The organism is Telluria sp. BA11, from assembly GCF_056680305.1.
This window is the reverse complement of sequence record NZ_CM155275.1, coordinates 1,937,286-1,956,924: the sequence shown is the minus strand read 5'-3', so window position 1 is coordinate 1,956,924 and position 19,639 is coordinate 1,937,286. Positions and strand designations below refer to the sequence as shown.

17 protein-coding genes are annotated in these 19,639 nt (G+C 65.3%); 10 read left to right on the top strand and 7 right to left on the bottom strand.

The window, feature by feature from the left end:
- Window positions 1-59 precede the first annotated feature (59 nt).
- Both AC1MGT_RS08540 and AC1MGT_RS08535 read right to left on the bottom strand, forming a co-directional pair.
- On the bottom strand, window positions 60-506 hold the full coding sequence (locus AC1MGT_RS08540; RefSeq protein ID WP_499503838.1) for an Mpo1 family 2-hydroxy fatty acid dioxygenase: 447 nt from the start codon (window positions 504-506) through the stop codon (window positions 60-62).
- 62 nt (window positions 507-568) lie between these two features.
- Window positions 569-1,522: a LysR family transcriptional regulator gene (locus AC1MGT_RS08535; protein WP_499503837.1), complete on the bottom strand. Its 954-nt coding sequence runs from the start codon at window positions 1,520-1,522 to the stop codon at window positions 569-571.
- Window positions 1,523-1,662: 140 nt separating this feature from the next.
- Between AC1MGT_RS08535 and AC1MGT_RS08530 the strand changes: the two genes are divergently transcribed.
- The 7 genes from AC1MGT_RS08530 (at window position 1,663) to AC1MGT_RS08500 (ending at window position 11,145) form a co-directional block, all read left to right on the top strand.
- Window positions 1,663-1,881: a hypothetical protein gene (locus tag AC1MGT_RS08530; protein ID WP_183556211.1), complete on the top strand. Its 219-nt coding sequence runs from the start codon at window positions 1,663-1,665 to the stop codon at window positions 1,879-1,881.
- A complete protein-coding gene (locus AC1MGT_RS08525; RefSeq protein WP_499503836.1) occupies window positions 1,878-2,723 on the top strand; it encodes an alpha/beta hydrolase in 846 nt (281 codons plus the stop codon). Before AC1MGT_RS08530 ends, AC1MGT_RS08525 begins: the two co-directional genes overlap by 4 nt.
- A 421-nt stretch (window positions 2,724-3,144) precedes the next feature.
- Window positions 3,145-4,338, top strand: coding sequence for an efflux RND transporter periplasmic adaptor subunit (locus AC1MGT_RS08520; RefSeq protein ID WP_499503835.1), 1,194 nt, complete (start codon window positions 3,145-3,147; stop codon window positions 4,336-4,338).
- 6 nt (window positions 4,339-4,344) lie between these two features.
- On the top strand, window positions 4,345-7,527 hold the full coding sequence (locus AC1MGT_RS08515; RefSeq protein WP_499503834.1) for an efflux RND transporter permease subunit: 3,183 nt from the start codon (window positions 4,345-4,347) through the stop codon (window positions 7,525-7,527).
- Window positions 7,527-9,020, top strand: a complete 1,494-nt coding sequence (locus AC1MGT_RS08510; RefSeq protein ID WP_499503833.1) for an efflux transporter outer membrane subunit — start codon at window positions 7,527-7,529, stop codon at window positions 9,018-9,020. Before AC1MGT_RS08515 ends, AC1MGT_RS08510 begins: the two co-directional genes overlap by 1 nt.
- Before the next feature lie 256 nt (window positions 9,021-9,276).
- Window positions 9,277-10,548, top strand: coding sequence for a glucan 1,4-alpha-maltotetraohydrolase domain-containing protein (locus AC1MGT_RS08505; RefSeq protein WP_499503832.1), 1,272 nt, complete (start codon window positions 9,277-9,279; stop codon window positions 10,546-10,548).
- Between the two features lie 87 nt (window positions 10,549-10,635).
- On the top strand, window positions 10,636-11,145 hold the full coding sequence (locus tag AC1MGT_RS08500) for a DNA-deoxyinosine glycosylase (RefSeq protein WP_499503831.1): 510 nt from the start codon (window positions 10,636-10,638) through the stop codon (window positions 11,143-11,145).
- 45 nt (window positions 11,146-11,190) lie between these two features.
- On the opposite strand, the gene AC1MGT_RS08495 is transcribed toward AC1MGT_RS08500, so the two are convergent.
- The 3 genes from AC1MGT_RS08495 to AC1MGT_RS08485 all read right to left on the bottom strand — a co-directional run bounded on the left by AC1MGT_RS08495 (window position 11,191) and on the right by AC1MGT_RS08485 (window position 13,622).
- Window positions 11,191-11,475, bottom strand: a complete 285-nt coding sequence (locus AC1MGT_RS08495; protein ID WP_499503830.1) for a CopG family ribbon-helix-helix protein — start codon at window positions 11,473-11,475, stop codon at window positions 11,191-11,193.
- A gap of 27 nt (window positions 11,476-11,502) precedes the next feature.
- Window positions 11,503-12,699 (bottom strand): tetratricopeptide repeat protein, encoded by a 1,197-nt coding sequence (locus AC1MGT_RS08490; protein ID WP_499503829.1) that lies wholly within the window; start codon window positions 12,697-12,699, stop codon window positions 11,503-11,505.
- Between the two features lie 65 nt (window positions 12,700-12,764).
- Window positions 12,765-13,622, bottom strand: coding sequence for an HDOD domain-containing protein (locus AC1MGT_RS08485; RefSeq protein WP_499503828.1), 858 nt, complete (start codon window positions 13,620-13,622; stop codon window positions 12,765-12,767).
- A gap of 161 nt (window positions 13,623-13,783) precedes the next feature.
- On the opposite strand from AC1MGT_RS08485, the gene AC1MGT_RS08480 reads away from it, so the two are divergent.
- Window positions 13,784-14,368 (top strand): DNA-3-methyladenine glycosylase, encoded by a 585-nt coding sequence (locus AC1MGT_RS08480; protein ID WP_499503827.1) that lies wholly within the window; start codon window positions 13,784-13,786, stop codon window positions 14,366-14,368.
- On the opposite strand, the gene AC1MGT_RS08475 is transcribed toward AC1MGT_RS08480, so the two are convergent.
- Window positions 14,365-16,071, bottom strand: a complete 1,707-nt coding sequence (locus AC1MGT_RS08475; protein WP_499503826.1) for a methyl-accepting chemotaxis protein — start codon at window positions 16,069-16,071, stop codon at window positions 14,365-14,367. The two genes, AC1MGT_RS08480 and AC1MGT_RS08475, sit on opposite strands and share 4 nt — an antisense overlap.
- Window positions 16,072-16,151: 80 nt before the next feature.
- Entirely contained in the window at window positions 16,152-16,607 is a 456-nt protein-coding gene (locus tag AC1MGT_RS08470; RefSeq protein ID WP_499503825.1) for a cache domain-containing protein, read from the bottom strand.
- Window positions 16,608-16,947: 340 nt separating this feature from the next.
- Between AC1MGT_RS08470 and AC1MGT_RS08465 the strand changes: the two genes are divergently transcribed.
- Together AC1MGT_RS08465 and AC1MGT_RS08460 are read left to right on the top strand one after the other, a co-directional pair.
- Window positions 16,948-18,285 (top strand): KamA family radical SAM protein, encoded by a 1,338-nt coding sequence (locus AC1MGT_RS08465; protein ID WP_499504265.1) that lies wholly within the window; start codon window positions 16,948-16,950, stop codon window positions 18,283-18,285.
- Window positions 18,286-18,314: 29 nt separating this feature from the next.
- Window positions 18,315-19,589 carry an MFS transporter gene (locus AC1MGT_RS08460; RefSeq protein WP_499503824.1) on the top strand — a complete coding sequence of 425 codons (1,275 nt, stop codon included), beginning with the start codon at window positions 18,315-18,317 and terminating at the stop codon, window positions 19,587-19,589.
- Window positions 19,590-19,639: the final 50 nt, after the last annotated feature.

The window sequence follows — 19,639 nt, the reverse complement described above, 5'->3', positions numbered from 1 at the left end:
TAAGGTCCTGTCGGCATCAGTTCATCGACCAGCTCAGCCGATGTAGTAGAAATGCAACATCACCACGCGACCCGGATGCGCCGGTACAGGATGCTCAGCACGAACAGCGGCCCGATCAGCAAGAAGCGCAGATCGTCGAAGAACGATGGCTTCTTGCCCTCGATATGGTGGCCGACGAACTGGCCGAGCCAGGCCGCCACGAACACGCCGATCGACGTCGGCAGCACGGTCCCGTCCGGCAGCATCGCCAGCACCAGCAGCATCGCACCGGCCATCACGCCCATCCCCAGTGCGAAGGTGCGCGACAGCGTGACGTAATAGGCCAGCGCCGCCGCCACGACCAGCAGCGCCACCGCCGGATGGAGCGCCCACAGGATGCCCAGCAGGCTGAACACGATTGCCGGGATGCAGACGATGTGGATCAGTTCATTGACGGGATTGCGGTGGCTTTCGCCATAGCGCGCCAGCAGGACATCGATGGCGCGGGACGTGGATGCGGTGTACATGGCGGCGTCTCCCTGTATTGTTGTAAGGACGATTCTACCGCCGCTGTTCCCCGTGCGGCGGTCTATCGTGGCGGCAGCGCCGGCGTGGGCGCCGTGGTGTCGGCCGGCTGCACGCGCAGATGGGCATGGTTCGCAAACAGCTCGGCGATCCATTCGACGAATACCCGCACCTTGGCGGATAAATGGCGGTTGTGCGGATACACGACATGGACGGGAATCGGATCGCAGCGCCAATCCGGCAGCAGCCGCACCATCTTGCCGGTGGCGAGCTGCTCGGACAAAAGATAGTCGGTCATATTGATCACGCCCAGGCCGGCCAGGCCCGCCTTGATATAGGCATTCGAGTCGTTGAGCGCGATGGCGCCGGGCAGCATGACCTCGATGCGCTCGCCATCGCGGGTGAAATCCCAGCCGCTGACCTTGCCCGACTTGGACGAGAAATAATTAACGCAGCGATGGCGCTCCAGATCGTTCGGATGCAGCGGCATGCCGAAGCGCTCGATATACGTGGGCGCTGCGCAGGTGACGAAGTTGATCACGCCAACGCGGCGCGCAATCAGGTTGTTGTCGATCAGGTCGCCACCGCGCACGGCACAGTCGACGCCTTCCTCGACCAGGTCGACCGGCCGATCGGTGCTGCCCATCTCCAGCGTGATATCGGGATAGCGCGCAAAAAAATCGGGCAGGGCCGGGATCAGGATCTCGCAGGTGAGACCCGTGGGCGCATCCACCCGCAGCCGGCCACTGGGGCTGAAGCGGTGGCGCGTGAGCGATTCTTCGGCGTCGCGCACATCCGACAGGATCCGCACGCAGCGCTCGTAATAGGCGGCGCCGTCGGATGTCACGGATACGTGGCGGGTCGTGCGATGCAACAGGCGCGAGGCGAGCGATGTTTCGAGCGCCTGGATCAGTGTCGACACCGTTGCCTTGGGCATTTGCAGGGTATCGGCGGCGCGCGTGAAGCTGCCCGCATCGACAACTTGCACGAACACTTCCATGGCTTGCAGCTTGTTCATCTGGATTCTGACTCAAAAATCACGCCATTGTTCAGGAATCTGAACAATCAATTCGGTATTGTCATCTTTATCCGATTCGGGATCAAGACTATTATGTGTGCATCGCAACAAAGTATTTACTTGAGAAGACGGAGCAGGACATGAGTATTCGAGATGGCATTTTTACCACGGTTGCAGTCACGCTTAGCGGCGTTGCGCTGGCGGGATTGCTTTGCACGGATGCTTACTCCCGCGCCGCCGGCGCCGAAGCACGCGGTGTGCGGGCGCTGTCGATGCAGATGCAGATGAGCTGCGTGGGTGATTGCGCTGCCGTTGACGAGCGTATCGTCGAACTTGAGCTCGGGCAGGTCCCGCGATGAACGCCGTGGGCGACATGCCGGAGCGCGCGCTGAAAGTACGCGACCTCGAGGTCGCGGGCGCCACCGGCCCGCTGCCGGCGCGCCTGTACGCTGCCGGCCCGGCGGCCAAGCGTGACATGCTGGTCGTGTTCTACCACGGTGGTGGCTTCGACAGCGGCGACCTCGATGAGGCGGACGACTTCCTGCGCTCGCTGGCCGAATGCGATCACCTGCCGCTGGTGCTGGCGCCGAGCTACACGCTGGCCACGGTCAGCCCGTTCCCGGCGGCCGTTGAGGATGCCCATGCAGTGCTGCAATGGGCCAAGAAGAACAAGGCCAAGCTTGGCTGGAACGGCAAGCTCCTGGTGACGGCCGGGATCGAAGCCGGCGCCAACCTGGCGGCCGTGTGCGCGCTGATGTCGCGTGATCGTGGTGGTCCGGCACTCGCTGGCCAGATCCTGGTCATGCCGATGCTCGATCCGGCCCTGAGCACCGGCTCGATGCGCCAGCTCACGCAATGCTCCGACCGCGAAAAGGCCGCCACGATCTGCGCCGAAGCCTATCGCGGTTATCTGCCCCACGCGGCGGACCGCTCGCATCCGTACGCGGCGCCGCTGCATTCAAGCCGGCTGAAAAACCTGGCGCCGGCACTGATCCTGTCGGCCGAAGACGACCCGCTGCGCGACGAAGCCGAGCTGTATGGCGCAAAACTGATCAATGCGGGCATCTGCACCACGGTGCGGCGCATGGCGCCCGCCGATCTGCAAGACCCGAACGGTCGCAATGAATGCGCCTGCAAATGGCAGGCGATGGGCGAGATTGCCAACTTCCTGGCACGGCTGGAGGGGCGGCAGGGGGCTTGATGCGGCCGGGTTGTTCTGACCGCACACCGTAGGGTGGGCGGGTTCCCCGCCCACGCGTCCAACGAACGATGGCGTGCCATAACCGCATGAATTTGAACGCGTGGACGGCGTAGCCGACTGCGCGTCCCGGTCCACCCTACGTGCAGCCAACATGGTAAGTAAGAGTTCATCACAATAAGAGAGTGCAAATGAATCACAGCGCCCAATCGCAGTATCTGCCTCGCAGATAACGCACAACCACCCGCCGGACTAAACCACCGGCTCTACATCAGCTAACAAGAAATTTTTTCCACGCCCCGGCGCGGAAGGGGATTCGTTTTGCCTGCGTTTCGTCTGGCCGACATGCCAGCGACGCGGGACGGGGTTCTATTGTCTTTTTTTTCATCGTCGTATTTCATCGTTTCTAATAAAAGGGTTAATCATGAATAACCAATCAGGGATGGGCAAACTGCGCGTCATCATCGCCGCGCTGGCAATCGCAGGTCTCGCGGGCGCCGGTATCACCGGCTGCGCCGACGCCACCAGCGACGACGCACCGGCAGCGGCAGCGCCAAGTGCGCCGCCAGTCACGAGCGCGGTCGTCATCCAGCGCGCCGTCACCGAAACGCAGGAATTCTCCGGTCGCCTGGAAGCGATCGAAGTCGTTGCAATCCGCCCCCGCGTGTCGGGCTACATCACGGCCGTCAACTTCAAACCGGGCGCCGAAGTAAAAAAGGGCGAGGTCTTGTTCGTGATCGATCCACGGCCTTATCAGGCCGAAGCGGACCGCACGAAAGCCGTCGCTGCCGCGGCGCAGGCACGCGCCGACCTGGCGCGCCTGGAATTGCAGCGCGCCGAGCGCCTGCTGGCCGACAAGGCCATCGCCCAGCGCGAATTCGACGAACGTTCGGCCGGCCAGAAGGAACTGGATGCGAGCGTGCGCGCCGCCCAGGCCGAGCACGAAACGGCGCGCCTGAACCTGGCCTACACCCGCGTCACGTCGCCCATTGACGGCCGCGTGTCGAAGGCCGAAATCACCCTGGGCAACCTGGTGGACGCCACGGCGGTCCTGACCTCGGTGGTCTCGCTCGAGCGCATCTATGCCAGCTTCGATGGCGATGAATCCACCTACCTGCGCGTGTCGCGCCGCACCAACGCCGGCCAGCCGGTGGACGTGAAGGTGGGCCTGGCCGGCGAAGAAGGCTTCCCGCACAGCGGCAAGCTCGAATTCGTCGACAACCAGCTCGACAGCCGCAGCGGCAGCGTGCGCATGCGCGCCACGCTGGCCAACACCGACCGCGCGCTGGCGCCGGGCCTCTTTGCCCGCGTGCAGATCGCCGGCGGCGCGCCGACCCCGCAGATCCTGATCGTCGACCGCGCCATCAACACCGACCAGGACCGCAAGTTCGTCTACGTCGTCGACAAGGATGGCAAGGCCGAATACCGCAGCGTCAAACTGGGCCCGCTGGACGACGGCTTGCGCATCGTGCGCGAAGGCCTGAAACCAGGCGAAAAGATCGTCGTGAACGGCCTGCAGCGCGTGCGCCCGGGCGCCCCGATCGCGGCGCAGGTCGTGCCGATGGTGGCCACCGCAGCACCGGCACCGGCCACCCCAGCGGCTGCAACGGGAGCATAAGTCACCATGAACTTTCCTAAATTCTTTGTCGACAAACCGATCTTCGCGGTCGTGCTGTCGGTGATCATCTTCGTCGCCGGCCTGATCTCGATCTTCATGCTGCCGATTTCCGAGTACCCGGAAGTCACGCCACCCTCCGTGGTGGTACGCGCCCAGTATCCGGGTGCGAACCCGAAGGTCATCGCCGAAACGGTGGCCACGCCGCTGGAAGAGCAGATCAACGGCGTCGAAGACATGCTGTACATGTCGTCGCAGAACACGTCCGACGGCGCGCTGGCGCTGACCGTCACGTTTAAAATCGGCACCGATGTCGAGCAGGCCGAAACTGCAGTGCAGAACCGGGTCCAGCGCGCACTGCCACGGCTGCCCGAAGAAGTGCGCCAGATCGGCGTGACGACCGTGAAGTCGTCGCCGAACCTGACGATGGTGGTCCACCTCAATTCCCCGGATGGCCGCTACGACGACCTGTACCTGCGCAACTACGCGGTGCTGAACGTGAAGGACCAGCTGGCCCGCATCAAGGGCATGGGCGAAGTCCAGCTGTTCGGCTCGGGCGACTACGCGATGCGTATCTGGCTCGATCCGCAGAAGGTCGCTGCGCGCGGCCTGACCGCCGGCGACGTCATCGACGCGATCCGCGAACAGAACGTGCAGGTCGCGGCTGGCGTGATCGGCCAGGGTCCGGCCAAGGACGCCGACTTCCAGCTCACCGTGAATACGCAAGGGCGCCTGCAAAGCACCGACGAATTCGGTGACATCGTCCTGAAGACCAATGCCGAAGGCGGCACCACGCTGCTCAAGGATGTCGCGCGCATGGAGCTCGGTTCGAGCTCGTATGCACTGCGCTCGCTGCTGAACAACAAGTCGGCCGTCGCGATCCCGATCTTCGCCGCCCCTGGCGCGAACGACCTGCAGCTGTCCGCCGACGTGCGCACGACGATGGAAGCGCTGTCGCAGGAGTTCCCGGAAGGCGTGAAGTATTCGATCGTGTATGACCCGACCCAGTTCGTGCGCGAGTCGATCAACTCGGTCATCGTGACCCTGTTCGAAGCGGTCGTGCTGGTCGCGCTGGTGGTGATCATCTTCCTGCAGACCTGGCGCGCCTCGATCATTCCGCTGCTGGCCGTGCCGGTGTCGGTGGTCGGTACCTTTGCCGTGATGCTGGCCTTTGGCTTTTCAATCAATACGCTGTCGCTGTTCGGCCTCGTGCTGGCCATCGGTATCGTGGTCGACGATGCGATCGTGGTGGTGGAAAACGTCGAGCGCAATATCGCCGATGGCCTCAATCCACGCGACGCGACGATCCAGGCCATGAAGGAAGTCAGCGGGCCGATCATCGCCATCGCGCTGGTGCTGTGCGCCGTGTTCGTGCCGATCGCGTTCGTGTCGGGCCTGACCGGCCAGTTCTATCGCCAGTTCGCACTGACCATCGCGATTTCGACCGTGATCTCGGCTTTCGCCTCGCTGACGCTGGCGCCGGCCCTGTCGGCCGCGCTGCTCAAACCGCACAACGCACCGAAGGACCGCCTGACGCGCATGATCGACGCCGTGCTGGGCCGCTTCTTCGGCGCTTTCAACCGCTTCTTCGGCCGCTCGTCGGTGCGCTATGAACACGGTGTGAAGGGTGTCCTGCGTCGCAAGAGCGCTTCGGTCGCTGTGTACCTGGCGCTGGCTGTGGCTGCGGTATTCATGTTCAAGGCAGTGCCGCCGGGCTTCGTGCCACCGCAGGACAAGGCCTACCTGATCGGCTTCGCGCAACTGCCGGACGCCGCTTCGCTCGACCGCACCGACGCCGTGATCCGCCAGATGTCGAAGATCGCCCAGGAGATTCCCGGTGTCGAATCGTCGATCGCCTTCCCGGGCCTGTCGATCAACGGCTTTACCAATGCGCCGAACGCCGGCATCGTGTTCGTCGGCCTGAAGTCGTTCGACCAGCGCAAGGACAAGGCGAAAAGCGCCGAAGCCATCGCCGCCGAGATCAACAAGCGCATGGGCGCCGTCGAAGATGCATTCGTCATGGTGCTGTCGCCACCGCCGGTCAATGGCCTCGGTACGACGGGCGGCTTCAAGATGATGATCGAAGACCGTGGCAACGTCGGCTACGAAGAGCTGAACAAGGCAGTGCAGGCGCTGACGGCCAAGGCCGCGCAGACGCCGGAACTGGCCGGCGTGTTCTCGGGTTTCCAGATCAACGTGCCGCAGCTGTACGCGGACATCGATCGCGTGAAGGCCAAGCAGCTGGGCGTGCCGCTGGCGAGCATCAACCAGACCTTGCAGGTGAACCTCGGCTCGCTGTACGTGAACGACTTCAACCAGTTCGGCCGTACGTATCAGGTGCGGGTGCAGGCTGACGCGCCGTTCCGTTCGCAGCGCGAGCAGATCGAGCAGTTCAAGGTGCGCAGCAATACGGGCGAAATGATTCCGCTGTCGTCGATGATGCGCGTGAAGGACACCTATGGTCCGGACCGCGTCACGCGCTACAACGGCTACGTCTCGGCCGAGATGAATGGCGGCGCTGCACCCGGCGTGTCGTCCGGCCAGGCGCAGGCGGCGATGGAACGCATCGCGAAAGAAGTGCTGCCGAAGGGTGTGTCGTACGAATGGACCGAGCTGACCTACCAGGACGTCCTGTCGGGTAACACGATGATCTATGTGTTCCCGCTGTGCGTGCTGCTGGTGTTCCTGGTGCTGGCGGCCCAGTACGAAAGCTGGACGCTGCCGCTGTCGGTGATCCTGATCGTGCCGATGTCGATCCTGTGCGCGCTCATTGGCGTCAAGCTCACCGGTGGCGACAACAATGTGTTCACGCAGATCGCGCTGTTCGTGCTGGTCGGCCTGGCATCGAAGAATGCGATCCTGATCGTCGAATTTGCCCGCGAGCTGGAAGACCATGGCCGCAGCGTCGTCGAGGCTGCGCTGGAAGCGAGCCGCCTGCGTCTGCGGCCGATCCTGATGACGTCGATCGCGTTCATCGCCGGCGTGGTGCCGCTGGTGTTCTCGAGCGGCGCGGGTTCCGAGATGCGCCACGCCATCGGTGTCGCCGTGTTCTGGGGCATGCTGGGCGTGACCTTCTTCGGCCTGTTCCTCACGCCGCTGTTCTACGTGTTGCTGCGCTCGCTGGCCAAGCGTTTTGAAAAACCCGTGCACGCCGCCCCTGCGGTGGTGCACAGCGCAGAAGGAGTGCACTGATGAATACGATGATTGCAAAGGGCGTCGCGCCCCTGCTGGCGGCGCTGCTGCTGACAGCCTGCGCCACGCCCGACTTCGTGCAGCCGCACGTGGCCACGCCGGACGCCTTCCGCGAGTCGCAGGCGCCAGTGCCGGCCGCGGAAGTGGCGGGCATTGACGGCGCGCGCTGGAAGCCGGCGCAGCCAGCCGAGCAGCAGCCGCGCGGCCAGTGGTGGCTGGCCTTCAACGATCCGGCGCTGACCGCGCTGATCGACGAAGCTGCCACCAACAACGCCAACCTGTCGGTCGCGGCCAGCCGCGTCAAGCAGGCGCGCGCGATTGCCGGCATCGCCGAAGCGGACCGTATCCCGCAGGTGGGCGTGGGCATCGGCGCCCAGCGTGCGCGCCTGTCGCCGCGCGAATCGAACCTGCCGCAAGGTGTGGGGACCGACGCGTACACGAGCTACAGCGCGCGCCTGTCGGCCAGCTACGAAGTCGACCTGTTCGGCCGCGTGGCGGCCGGCGTGTCGGCAGCGCGGGGCGATGCGGCGACCTCCGAAGCCAACTTCCGCTCGGTGCTGCTGGCCTTGCAGGCGGACGTCGCGCAGACCTATTTCAGGCTGCGCGCACTCGACGCTGAACTGGTGACGCTGGCCGATACGGTGCGCCTGCGTGAAGAAAGCATCAAGGTCACGCAACGGCGCTTCGACCTGGGCGACATCGGTGAATTCGACCTGTCGCGGGCCCGCACCGAGCTGTCCACCGCGCGCGCCGAAGCCATCGGCGTGCAGCGCCAGCGCGCCACGACCGAGCACGCACTGGCGGTCTTGCTGGGCAAGCCGGCAGCCGATTATGTGGCCGGTCCGAGCCCGCTGCTCGATGCGAGCCTGATGCCGGCGATTCCTGCCGGCCTGCCATCGAGCCTGCTGGAGCGCCGCCCCGACATCGTCGCCGCCCAGCGTGCGATGGAAGCGTCCAACGCCCGCATCGGCGTGGCGCGCGCGGCGATGTTCCCGGCCCTGACCATCAATGCCGATGGCGGCGGCGTGGGCGGCGTGTTCTCGGAAGTGTTCAAGTGGAGCAGCCGTTCGTGGGTGCTCGGGGCCCTGGCCTCGATGCCGATCATCGACGGTGGCCGCAATCGCAACAACATCGTGCGCAGCGAAGCGGTGCTCGAGGAATCGGTGGGCACCTATCGCCAGAGCGTGCTGGTGGCGTTCGCCGAAGTCGAGGACAACCTGGCCGGCCTGCGCATCCTGGCAGGGCAGGCCGGTGAGATCGACGCGGCCGTGGTCTCGGCACGCCGTTCGGCCGACCTGGCGCAGAAGCTGTACGACGCCGGCCGCTCGAGCTATCTCGAACTGCTCGATGCCCAGCGCAACCTGGCGGTCGTCGAACGCACGGCGGTGCAGTTGCGCGGTGAGCGCGCATTGACAACGGTGGCCCTGATTCGCGCACTGGGCGGCGGTTGGGATGCGACGCAGCCGGTGAATGCGGCGGTGGCGCAACGTTGATTCCCGTATAAAAGTTGTTTGCCCTTTGCGGCGGTGCGTGTGAACGCACCGCCGCTTTTTTTTCGCCGGTGTAGCAAAACTACAAAAATGTTCAGATTCAATTGACTCGATTAAACGACAAGAACAGAATCTGTGGGCCGAAAGTGTCCGCTCAGAGACCACGGCAACCAGTTACGTAGTTTATCTACGTGACCGACAGTATGTCCGTCGATGTCCTGAAGGACTGAAACACATCAATTACACCGGAGGAGACAAAATGAAGAAAAGCATCATCGCCATGCTTGCCACCAGCGTTGTGGCATTGAGTAACCCGGCCCTGGCCGCCACCCCGCCTGCCCAGGCGGGTAACAGTTCAGCTGTGCTGTTGCAGGGCTTCCACTGGAACTCGTCGAGCGCCAGGAGTCCGAACTGGTACAACACCCTGCAGGGCAATGTGGGCGAGCTGAAGACCATGGGCTTTAGCCATGTCTGGTTCCCGCCGCCATCCGATTCGGCGGCCTTGCAGGGCTATCTGCCGCGCCAGCTGAACAACCTGAATTCCGCCTACGGCAGCTCGGCCGAGCTGACCAACGTCGTGCGCGCGTTCACGAACAGTGGCATCAAGGCGGTGGCCGACGTCGTCGTCAACCACCGCGTCGGCACCACCGGCTGGTCGGACTTCACCAATCCCAACTGGACCACGTATTCGATCGTCAACAACGACGAGTGCAACTGCGGCCTGGGCAGCGCCGATACGGCGCTCGGCTTCAACGGCGGGCGCGACATCGACCACCGCAACGTCGGCGAAGTCCAGAACGGCATCACCACGTGGCTGAACTACACGCTCAAACCCGTGGGCTTTACCGGCATGCGGGTGGACTATGTACGGGGCTTCAGCCCCAGCTACGTCGGGCAGTATGCCAATGCCTTCAACGCCGAGTTCTGCGTCGGCGAACTGTGGAACGACCTGAACCTGAACAACGTCGACGCGCACCGCCAGGAAATCATGAACTGGATTAACGGGACCAGCAACAGCTGCGGCGCATTCGACTTCACCACCAAGGGCCTGCTCAACGACGCGCTGGCCAACGGCAACTACTGGCGCCTGAAGGATGCCTCTGGCAAGCCGCAAGGCGCCATTGGCTGGTGGCCGGCGATGGCAGTGACGTTCGTCGACAACCACGACACCGGTCCGTCCGAAAGCTGCGGCAACGGCCAGAACCACTGGGCCGTGCCATGCGGTTCGGTGATGCAGGGCTACGCCTATGTGCTGAGCCACCCGGGCATTCCGACCGTGTACTACCCGCACATCTACAACTGGGGCCTGAAAACCCCGATCGCCGCGCTGATGGCCGCGCGCCGGGCGGCCGGGGTGACCTCGACGTCGCCGGTGGCGATCCAGCAGGCGGCGCAGGGACTGTATGCGGCAGTCGTCACGGGCAACACGCGCCAGCTCGCGATGAAGATCGGGCCAAACGCCTGGAGCCCGACCGGCACGGGCTGGGTGCTGCAGACGTCGGGCAGCAATTACGCGGTGTGGATGAAGTAAGGATCCGCTGTGTGTGTGACGTACCGGCTGCCGGCGACGGCGGCCGGTCGTCGACGTGATGCGGCTGGGCGCCGCTACAATGGCGCCATGTCCATCGCATCTGCTTGTGTTCCTGTTCCACCGCTCACCGGCCTCGCGCCCGTCATCGACGCCACTACCCGCATTCTCGTGCTGGGCAGTTTTCCGGGCGCCGCGTCGCTGGCGGCCGGGCAGTATTATGCGCATCCGCGCAATCTGTTATGGCCGATCCTGTCGCAACTGACGGGCGAAGACCTGGCCGGCTTGCCCTACGACGAGCGCCTGCCGCGCCTCCTGGCGCACGGTATCGGTTTGTGGGATGTGCTGGGTGCGTGCGAACGCACGGGCAGTCTCGATTCCGCCATCCGTGCGCCGGCCGCGAACGACTTCGCGCGGCTGCGCGAGCGTTGCCCGCTGCTTGCAACCGTTGGCTTCAATGGCAAGACGGCGGGCAAATTTGCACCGCAATTTGCCGCCGCCGGCTATCGGACGGTGCTGCTGCCATCGACTTCGCCGGCGTATGCGGCGATGCCGTTTGCGCAAAAGCTGCTGGCCTGGCAGCGCTTGCTGGCGGACTGACGGCGCTGACCCGTTCCAGGTCGCAGGGCATGCGACTCGCGCAGCCTATTTGCGCCAGGGTGTCTTGGCAGGTCTGACCACCGACCGATCTGTCAGGCGGCTATGCAGATATGCGCGCACGTCGTCGGGCGCATAGCCCTGGCCCTGCGCCAACATCTCTGCTCTGGCGTCACGAGCTTGCGCAACGAAGGCGGCACGCTTCTCAACCGCATGGACGGCTTGCCGGATTGCCTCGACCATGAACGCATGCGGGCTGATGCCAAGCACGTGGGCAGCATCGATTGCGCGCTGCTTGAGTTCATCGGGAAGTTTCAGTGAGATCGTTGACATGGGATTGTGCCTCGTTTGCGAGCATGCCTACCGAATATGCGTCCCGGTCCCCGCCGCCATCTTCCGCAGATACGCCAGCTTTGCCACGTACACCTCGCGCATATCCTGCCGCGTGCTGTGATCGACCGCCAGCGCGATCTGTTCCCGTGCATCGCGCACATGCCCCAGCTGCAGATGGGCGACGCCCAGCCAGAACCGGAACTCGTCGTTGTACGGCGCGCGCCGCACCTCGCGCGCGAAGTGGGTTACCGCATCGTCGTACCGGCCGGCCTTGAGCGCGGTCGTGCCGAGATCGAAATAGTGGTAGGGCGGCGTCGGATCGACCGCCGCGATGCGCGCGGCCAGCGCCGCCGCTTCCAGCGGCCGGCCGAGCGCCACAAGTACCGGCTGCAGGTTGTGCAGCACCGCCAGGTTCTCGGGCTCGCGCACCAGCGCCGCCTGGAACGCGCGCTCGGCCAGCGCCGGTTCGCCATGCCGCTGGTAGATCACGCCCAGCGTGTTGAGCGTGCTCGCCACGCCGGGGCGCGCCAGGACCGCCGCGCGTGCCCACCAGTAGGCGTCGTCGCTCCGGCCCTGCACCAGCGCCTCGGCGGCGCGGTTGTTCAGGAACAGGGCGACGATGTCGTCTTCTTCGAGCTCGCGGGTGCGCAGGCGCGCGGCCTCGTCGCGCGGGATGAAGTCGACGACCAGCACGCGCTGCGGGTGGTAGCCGCGCGGCGCGTCGGCCGGGCGTTCGCCCAGGCTGACGTTGATGTGGGAGCTGGACAGGTACAGGCCCGCAGTGCGGCTCCAGGTGTTGTCGACGTCCACGCTCTGGAACCGGACTGGCATGCCCAGTTCTTTGGCGAAGGCCGCCGTCATGATCACCAGCGACAGGCAGTTGCCCGTGCGCGCGGCGTAGGTCTGGCTGGCGGTGCGGGTGATGCTCGATTCGTACTCGAGCTTCAGGTCGGACTTGCTGTAGAGCGCATCGACCAGGCCGTGCTGCAGGCCCTTGGTCCGCAAGCGCGACGTGAATGCGCTGCTGTTCAGGTAAGTGCGCATTGCGGGACTGAGCGCGAACAGGTCGTCCGCGCCGATGGGTTCTGATGGCGACGCGAAGCGTGCATCGGCAAACAGGGCTTCTGACGGGGCCGGGGGAGGAGCGAGACTGGCGCAGCCGGCCAGCAGCATGCTTAACAACAGCCAACCGAACGACGGCCAATTGAACAAGACCCAGCGCATGGCGCCTCCTGCAAACGAGCGTACTGACATGGCAGTATCCGCTCCCTTGCGGGCGAAGTCAAAACTCAGTCTTCGTGAAACGCTTCCAGCAGTTCGTCCATGATCTCGGCGGTTTCTTCGTCCGACAAGCCCAGATACGCGCAGGCCGCCACGCCACCCTTGTTCCATTCGTTCGACTCGGCGTGGCCCTGGTAGCGGCAGATCGCGTTCTCGGCCAGCAGCGACAGGGCGACCAGCGAGCGCACGGGCCCCGCGGTGGCGGCATCGTCGATCACGGCAAAGTCGTGATGGTGCAGGATGGCCCAGGCGACGTGGTCGGACAGCCCCCAGTTGCGGGCCAGCAGGCAGCCCATGGCGGCGTGGCTGGTCGCATGGCGTTCGTTCTCGAGGTCGGTGAACGGACGATGGGCTTCCATCGACGCAGCGCCGTAGGTGGCTTCGTAGTCCTTGAAGCGGTCCATCAGCAGGGGCACGCCGGTGTCGCAGAACAGGCCGAACGTGTGCGCCACGTCGGGCTCGCCCATGCGCAGGCGGCGCGTCAGGAACACCATCGCGTGCGCACGGCGGGTCGAAAGATCCCAGAAGGTGGCCAGCGCGGCGCTGTTGACGGGAATCGCCTGGCGCGCCAGCAGCCCGGTCATCAGGGCCGCAACCTGATTAATGCCCAGGAACAGGATGGCCTGCTCGATCGACTTGGCCTTGCGCCGGCCACCGTAGACGGCCGAATTGGCCAGCTTGAGCAGGGCGCCGGACATGCCGACGTCGCTCGCCACGATCCGGCCGATGGCGTCGGGCGATGGATCGTCGGCCCCCAGCTCGCGCTGCAGATCGGCGAGCAGGCTCGGCCGCGGCGGAATGCGGATCGACTTGATCAGGGCATCGACCTGGTCGGTTTGGGGGGCGGACTCGACGACGGTATTCATGAAATGGCGGGGCGCGAGAGGGCATCTCGGACGTTGCGGGGGAACGTGTCACTATACCCGAGCCGATAAAATATTGCAGCAAGGCAATGTGCAAATCAACTGGTTAATGTGGCAATTCCACCATAGCGCCAGGGCACGGGCGTGCGCGCTAGAATCCCGGCATGGCTATTTCGACAATTGCAGGAATTGATTTTTCAGCCGACGCCGCCACCGTGGCGCGCCAGTTGATCGGGGTGACGGTGCTGCTCGACGGGGTGGGCGGGCGTATCGTCGAAACCGAAGCATATGACCGCGACGATGCGGCCTCGCACGCGTTTGCCGGCGAGACGGAGCGCAATGCCTCGATGTTCGGGCCGCCTGCGCATGCCTACGTCTACCGCTCGTACGGCATCCACTGGTGTCTGAACTTCGTGTGCCGCGAAGCAGGGCACGGGGCCGGGGTATTGATCCGCGCGCTGGAACCGGTGGCGGGGCTGGACGTCATGCGCGCGCGCCGCGATGCGCTGGAAGAGCGCGCGCTGTGCTCGGGGCCGGGCAAGTTGTGCCAGGCGCTGGGCGTGACGCGTGCGCACGACGGGATGGCGCTGGCGGGAGCGTCGTTTACCTTGCTGCCGGCAGAGGCGGGACTGGTCGTCGTGGAGGGCATCCGCATCGGTATCTCGAAGGCGGTCGACGTGCCGTGGCGCTTTGGCCTGGCCGGCTCGCGCTTTCTGAGCCGGCCAATCCGCGGCGAAGCGCGCAACTAAGCCGATCCACGCCGGCGCGCCGTCGCCGGCGGCAGGGCCGGCACGGGCTTCGCGCGCATCGTGCTGGCGCGGCTGCGGCGATCGGCCACGCCCTGGAAGCCCACCGCCAGCGCGTCGTCATGCGCTTCTTCCACCTCTTCGACGTCGTCGTCACCCGGTGCGATGCGGAAGATCGCCACGGCCTTGGCCAGATTGACGGTCTGCTCGTGCAGGCTCTCGGCCGCCGCTGCGGCCTGTTCGACCAGCGCCGCATTCTGCTGCGTCATGCTGTCCATCTGCCCGACCGCGCGATTGACGTCGGCGATGCCGTCGGCCTGCTCGGTGCTGGCGATGCTGATGCGCCCGATGATGTCGTTCACCTGGCGCACCGACGAGACGATGTCGCCCATGCTGGCGCCGGCTTCGCTCACCGACGCATTGCCCCGTTCGATGATGCTGACCGAGTCCGCGATCAGGCCCTTGATCTCCTTGGCCGCTGCCGCCGAGCGCTGCGCCAGCGTGCGCACTTCGGACGCCACCACGGCAAAGCCGCGCCCCTGTTCGCCGGCGCGCGCTGCTTCCACCGCCGCGTTCAGGGCCAGGATATTGGTCTGGAACGAGATGCCGTCAATGACGCCGATGATCTCGACGATCTTGCGCGAGCTGGCCTGGATCGATTCCATCGTCGTCACCGCCCCTTGCACCGCCTGGCCGCCGCGCGCGGCCAGTTGCGCCGCTTCGGCCGCCAGTTCGGACGCCTGGCGCGCATTGGTGGCGTTGTCCTTGACCGCCGTGGTCAAGGTCTCCATCGTGCTGGCCGTCTGCTCGAGCGAGCTGGCCTGCATCTCGGTGCGGCTCGACAGGTCCATATTGCCGGTGGCGATTTCCTGCGACGCCGTGTCGATCGAGCGCACCGCCGTCATCACGCTGCGCAGCGCGGCATTCAGGCGCGCGATCGTGTGATCCAGCGCGCGGCCCGTGTCGGCGATTTCGTCGCGGCCCTGCGCGTCCACTGGCGGCGCGTCGAGCCGGCCCTCGGCCAGTTCGCCCACCGTGTGCGCGATCGAGTGGATCCCGGCCAGCATCGCGCGCCGCACCAGCATCGTCACTGCCAGCGACAGTGCAATGGACAGCAGCACCAGGCCGGCCATGGTCCAGCCCAGCGTGCGAAATTCGGCCCTGGCGGCGGCGTAGGCCTCCTGGTTCATCGTCTTTTCGATGTGCGCGAGTTGCGTCAGCGCGGTGTCGAGTGCGCCGAACTGCTGCTCGGCCTTCTGCATCGCATTGGTGGCGATCGACTGATCCACCGCTGCCATCTCGATCGTCTCGCCGATCGCCTTGCGATAGCGCGTCAGCGCCGCCTGCGATGCCTCGACCGGCGCGCGTTCTTCGCGCTCGGCGGCATGCGCGAACTTGCCCAGTTTGTCGCCGATGGCGGCGTGCCGGCGGCCGATGTCGGCCGTCAGCGCGCTCAGGCGGTTCTGGGCGAAGCTGCCGTTGGTCCAGGCCAGCAACTGGTAGGCGTTGGCGTGGGCAAAGCGCGCCTCGCCGGCGACATCGGCCACCGCCTGCAGGCGCGCGGCGCGCACCTGCACCATGTGTTCCAGCGAGGCGTTCTGGCGCACCATGCCATAGTAGGCGGCGCCCGACAGCATGGTCAGCAGCACGAGCACGAGGCCCGGGGCCAGCAGCAGTTTCTGGCCGATCCGCAGTTTGTTCAGCATGGGTCACTCTACAAAAAAAGCTGCCATCGCGGGCAGGGCGACGGCAGCGACAGCAGGGGATGCGCGAGACCGGCGCAGGCTTATTTCTTGTAGATGCCCGCTTCGAGCACCACGCCGTCGACCAGCAGGATGTAGGTCGTCTTGGGTTCGATCTTGCCGGTGGAGGGATTCTTGTACTGGTAGTCGACCCAGCCCTTGCCCTTGGCGGCGGCCAGCTCGATGATCTCGCGCCGGTACTTCTTGCCGTTTGCATCGGGCACGTCGGTCAGGTCCTTGCCGACGATCGACGGGTTGTACGGGTGGGCCAGCACGATGCCGGTCTTGACGTCGCGCAGGTCGATGTACAGCTGGCCCTGGACAAAATCCGGGTCCTTGGCATTGATGCGCTTCATCATTTCATCCTTGCCCTTGGCCTTGATCAGGGCGGCGCCGCGCTCGGCCATGGCAATGGCGTCCTTCTCGGTCGGTTCGTTGGCCAGGGCGGCGGTCGATGCCAGCCCCAGGCACAGGGCGGCGGCGGTGGCGATCAGTTTCATGGCGGTCCTTTCGCGTTGAATGCATCAGAAATATTGCTTAAGTGCATTCACTACTCTAGCGGCGCGTGCCTTTGCCGGATTGCGCGCGCACAAGGCCGTGGAAATCGCCCTGCCGCCGTTGCGCCGATGCCGCACTTTTTCCTACAGCAGCCTGTGATTGTCCTATTCACGCCGTCAGACACCATCTCATTGATTGATGGCAATTGCTGTCCATTCGGCCTCCCTAAGATGGGTTCTTTCCGGCAATCCGCCGCCTTCCCATCATCTTCTTCTGGAGATTTTCGTGAACACGACTGCAACGACGCCCACCAAGTTCAAGCCCTTCACGCGCCAGTCGATCATGACCGCGCGCCAATGGGAGTGGCTCACGCCCGACCTGCAGGAAGCCGTACAGGTGGTCTCGCATGTGCTGCCGTTTCGCACCAATGCGTATGTGATGGATACGCTGATCGACTGGTCGCGTGTGCCGGACGATCCGATCTATCGCCTGACATTTCCGCACCGCGACATGCTCCCGCGCGCCGAATACGAACAACTGCGCGACCTGGTGCTGGTCAAAAAAGATGACGCCGCGATCGCGCGCCTGGTGCACGCGATCCGGATGCGCATGAATCCGCACCCGGCCGGGCAGATGACGCACAACGTGCCGCGCGTGAACGATGCGCCGCTCAAGGGCTTGCAGCACAAGTATAAGGAAACGGTACTGTTCTTCCCCAGCGCCGGCCAGACCTGCCACGCCTATTGCACGTTCTGTTTCCGCTGGCCGCAGTTCGTCGGCATGGACGACCTGAAGTTCGATGCGCGCGAATGCGGCGAACTGGTGGACTACCTGAAGATGCACACGGAGGTCACCGACGTCCTGATCACGGGGGGCGACCCGATGATCATGAATACGCGCTCGCTGGCCGAATTCCTCGAGCCGCTCCTGATCCCCGAACTGGCCCACATCCAGAACGTCCGCATCGGCACCAAGTCGGTGGCGTACTGGCCGCAGCGCTTCGTGTCGGACAAGGACAGCGACGATCTGATGCGCCTGTTCGAGAAGGTGGTCGCCAGCGGCAAGAACCTGGCCATCATGGGCCACTACAACCACGCGGTCGAACTGCGTGCACCGATCGCGCAGCAGGCGGTCAAGCGCATCGTCGGCACCGGCGCTACGCTGCGCATGCAGGGCCCGCTGATCCGCCACATCAACGAAGACCCGAAAAGCTGGGCCGAGCTGTGGACGACGGGCGTGCGCCTGGGCGCGATTCCCTACTATATGTTCGTCGAGCGCGACACCGGCCCGCGCGACTACTTCGCACTGCCGCTGGCGCGCGCCCACGAGATCTTCCAGGAAGCCTATTCGATGGTCTCGGGCCTGTCGCGCACCGTGCGCGGACCGTCGATGAGCGCTTTCCCCGGCAAGGTCGTGATCGACGGCGTCGTCACGATCAATGGCGAAAAGCTGTTCGCGCTGCAGTTCCTGCAGGCCCGCAATCCGGAATGGGTGCGGCGGCCGTTCTTTGCCAAATACGATGCCACGGCGACCTGGCTCGATCACCTGAAACCCGCGTTCGGGCGCGATCATTTCTTCTTCGAGACGGAAAGCGGCGGCCCGCTGCGGGGCGCGGGCGGGCGCGTGATCCCGCTGGTGCCGGCCGGCCAGCGCGGCCATGCCCAGCCCGACGCGGCATAACGGGTCGACGTTCAGCCAGAGCCTGCGCCATGCAACCTGCTGCCACGCTGGTGTCTCCCGCTACCCCGCGTCTGTCCGGCCTGGCGGTGTTCGTGTACGTGTTCGTGCCGTTCGCGCTGGGGCATTACCTGTCCTCGCTGCTGCGCAACGTGAACGCGGTGCTGGCGACGCAACTGGCGAGCGCGCTCGCGCTCACGCCGGGCCAACTGGGGCTGCTCACCAGCGCGTTCTTCTTTGCGTTCGCGCTGGTCCAGCTGCCGGTGGGGATGGCGCTGGACCGCTATGGGCCGCGCCGCGTGCAGGTGGCGATGCTGCTGGTGGCGTCCTGCGGCGCGGTGCTGTTTGCGCGTGGCGGCGGCTTCTGGAGCCTGCTCGCGGCGCGCGCGATCATGGGGTGTGGCCTGGGCGGCTGCTTCATGGCGGCGGTCAAGGCCGTGTCGATCTGGATCGCCCCCAGCCGGCTGCCGTCGGTGCACGGCTACCTGATCGCCGTCGGCGGCATGGGCGCGGCCAGTGCGACGATGCCGGTGCGCGCGATGCTCGAGTACACCGACTGGCGTGGCCTGTTTCTGCTGCTGGCCGGCCTGGTCGCCTGCACCGGGTTGCTGATCGCGCTGCTGTACCCGAAGACGGCCGACGCCGCGCCTGGCCGGAGCCCGTTATCACCGCTCTTGCCGGCGCTGCGCGAGGTCTGGCGCGCGCCCGGCTTTCGCGCCGTGGTGGCCCTCGTGCTGGTGCCGCATGCGGTGTTCTTCGGCGTGCAGGGCCTGTGGATCGGGCGCTGGCTGGCCGACGTGGCGCTGTACCCGGAAGACGCCGTCGCCTACCTGCTGTACCTGGGCATGGCGGCCGTGGTGTTCGGCGCCATCGCAGTGGGGATGATCACCGAATGGGCCGGGCGGCGCGGCATGCCGCCGCTCGATGTGGCCGCCGCCGGCATCACGATGTTCGTGCTGATCCAGGCGGCGTTCGTGATCGGCTACCGGCCCAGCTTTCCGTGGCTCTCGGTGATGTTCACGCTGGCCGGTACGGTCACCGGCATCGACTACGCGATCGTGGCCCAGTCGATGCCCCGGGCCCTGACCGGGCGCGCCGCCACCTTCCTGAACCTCCTGATCTTCATCGGCGCTTTCCTGGTGCAGGCGGGCTTTGGCGTGGTGATCGGGCTGTGGCAGCCCGACCTGCTGGGCCACGCGCCTGCGGCCGCTTACCGCTGTGCGTTCGCGCTGCTGGTGCTGATCCAGGTGCCAGGGTTGTGGCAGTACGCGCGGCGCCGCCGGGGGGCACCGTTGCCGGTGACCTGAGATTGCTGCCCCGTAACGTACATGGTGTAATGTTTTGTCAATATAAGATT

Coding starts and splice junctions, on each gene's coding strand:
- AC1MGT_RS08540 (WP_499503838.1), bottom strand. CDS start 506: ATGTACACCGCATCCACGTCCCGCGCCATCGATGTCCTGCTGGCGCGC.
- AC1MGT_RS08535 (WP_499503837.1), bottom strand. CDS start 1,522: ATGAACAAGCTGCAAGCCATGGAAGTGTTCGTGCAAGTTGTCGATGCG.
- AC1MGT_RS08530 (WP_183556211.1), top strand. CDS start 1,663: ATGAGTATTCGAGATGGCATTTTTACCACGGTTGCAGTCACGCTTAGC.
- AC1MGT_RS08525 (WP_499503836.1), top strand. CDS start 1,878: ATGAACGCCGTGGGCGACATGCCGGAGCGCGCGCTGAAAGTACGCGAC.
- AC1MGT_RS08520 (WP_499503835.1), top strand. CDS start 3,145: ATGAATAACCAATCAGGGATGGGCAAACTGCGCGTCATCATCGCCGCG.
- AC1MGT_RS08515 (WP_499503834.1), top strand. CDS start 4,345: ATGAACTTTCCTAAATTCTTTGTCGACAAACCGATCTTCGCGGTCGTG.
- AC1MGT_RS08510 (WP_499503833.1), top strand. CDS start 7,527: ATGAATACGATGATTGCAAAGGGCGTCGCGCCCCTGCTGGCGGCGCTG.
- AC1MGT_RS08505 (WP_499503832.1), top strand. CDS start 9,277: ATGAAGAAAAGCATCATCGCCATGCTTGCCACCAGCGTTGTGGCATTG.
- AC1MGT_RS08500 (WP_499503831.1), top strand. CDS start 10,636: ATGTCCATCGCATCTGCTTGTGTTCCTGTTCCACCGCTCACCGGCCTC.
- AC1MGT_RS08495 (WP_499503830.1), bottom strand. CDS start 11,475: ATGTCAACGATCTCACTGAAACTTCCCGATGAACTCAAGCAGCGCGCA.
- AC1MGT_RS08490 (WP_499503829.1), bottom strand. CDS start 12,699: ATGCGCTGGGTCTTGTTCAATTGGCCGTCGTTCGGTTGGCTGTTGTTA.
- AC1MGT_RS08485 (WP_499503828.1), bottom strand. CDS start 13,622: ATGAATACCGTCGTCGAGTCCGCCCCCCAAACCGACCAGGTCGATGCC.
- AC1MGT_RS08480 (WP_499503827.1), top strand. CDS start 13,784: ATGGCTATTTCGACAATTGCAGGAATTGATTTTTCAGCCGACGCCGCC.
- AC1MGT_RS08475 (WP_499503826.1), bottom strand. CDS start 16,071: ATGCTGAACAAACTGCGGATCGGCCAGAAACTGCTGCTGGCCCCGGGC.
- AC1MGT_RS08470 (WP_499503825.1), bottom strand. CDS start 16,607: ATGAAACTGATCGCCACCGCCGCCGCCCTGTGCCTGGGGCTGGCATCG.
- AC1MGT_RS08465 (WP_499504265.1), top strand. CDS start 16,948: ATGACCGCGCGCCAATGGGAGTGGCTCACGCCCGACCTGCAGGAAGCC.
- AC1MGT_RS08460 (WP_499503824.1), top strand. CDS start 18,315: ATGCAACCTGCTGCCACGCTGGTGTCTCCCGCTACCCCGCGTCTGTCC.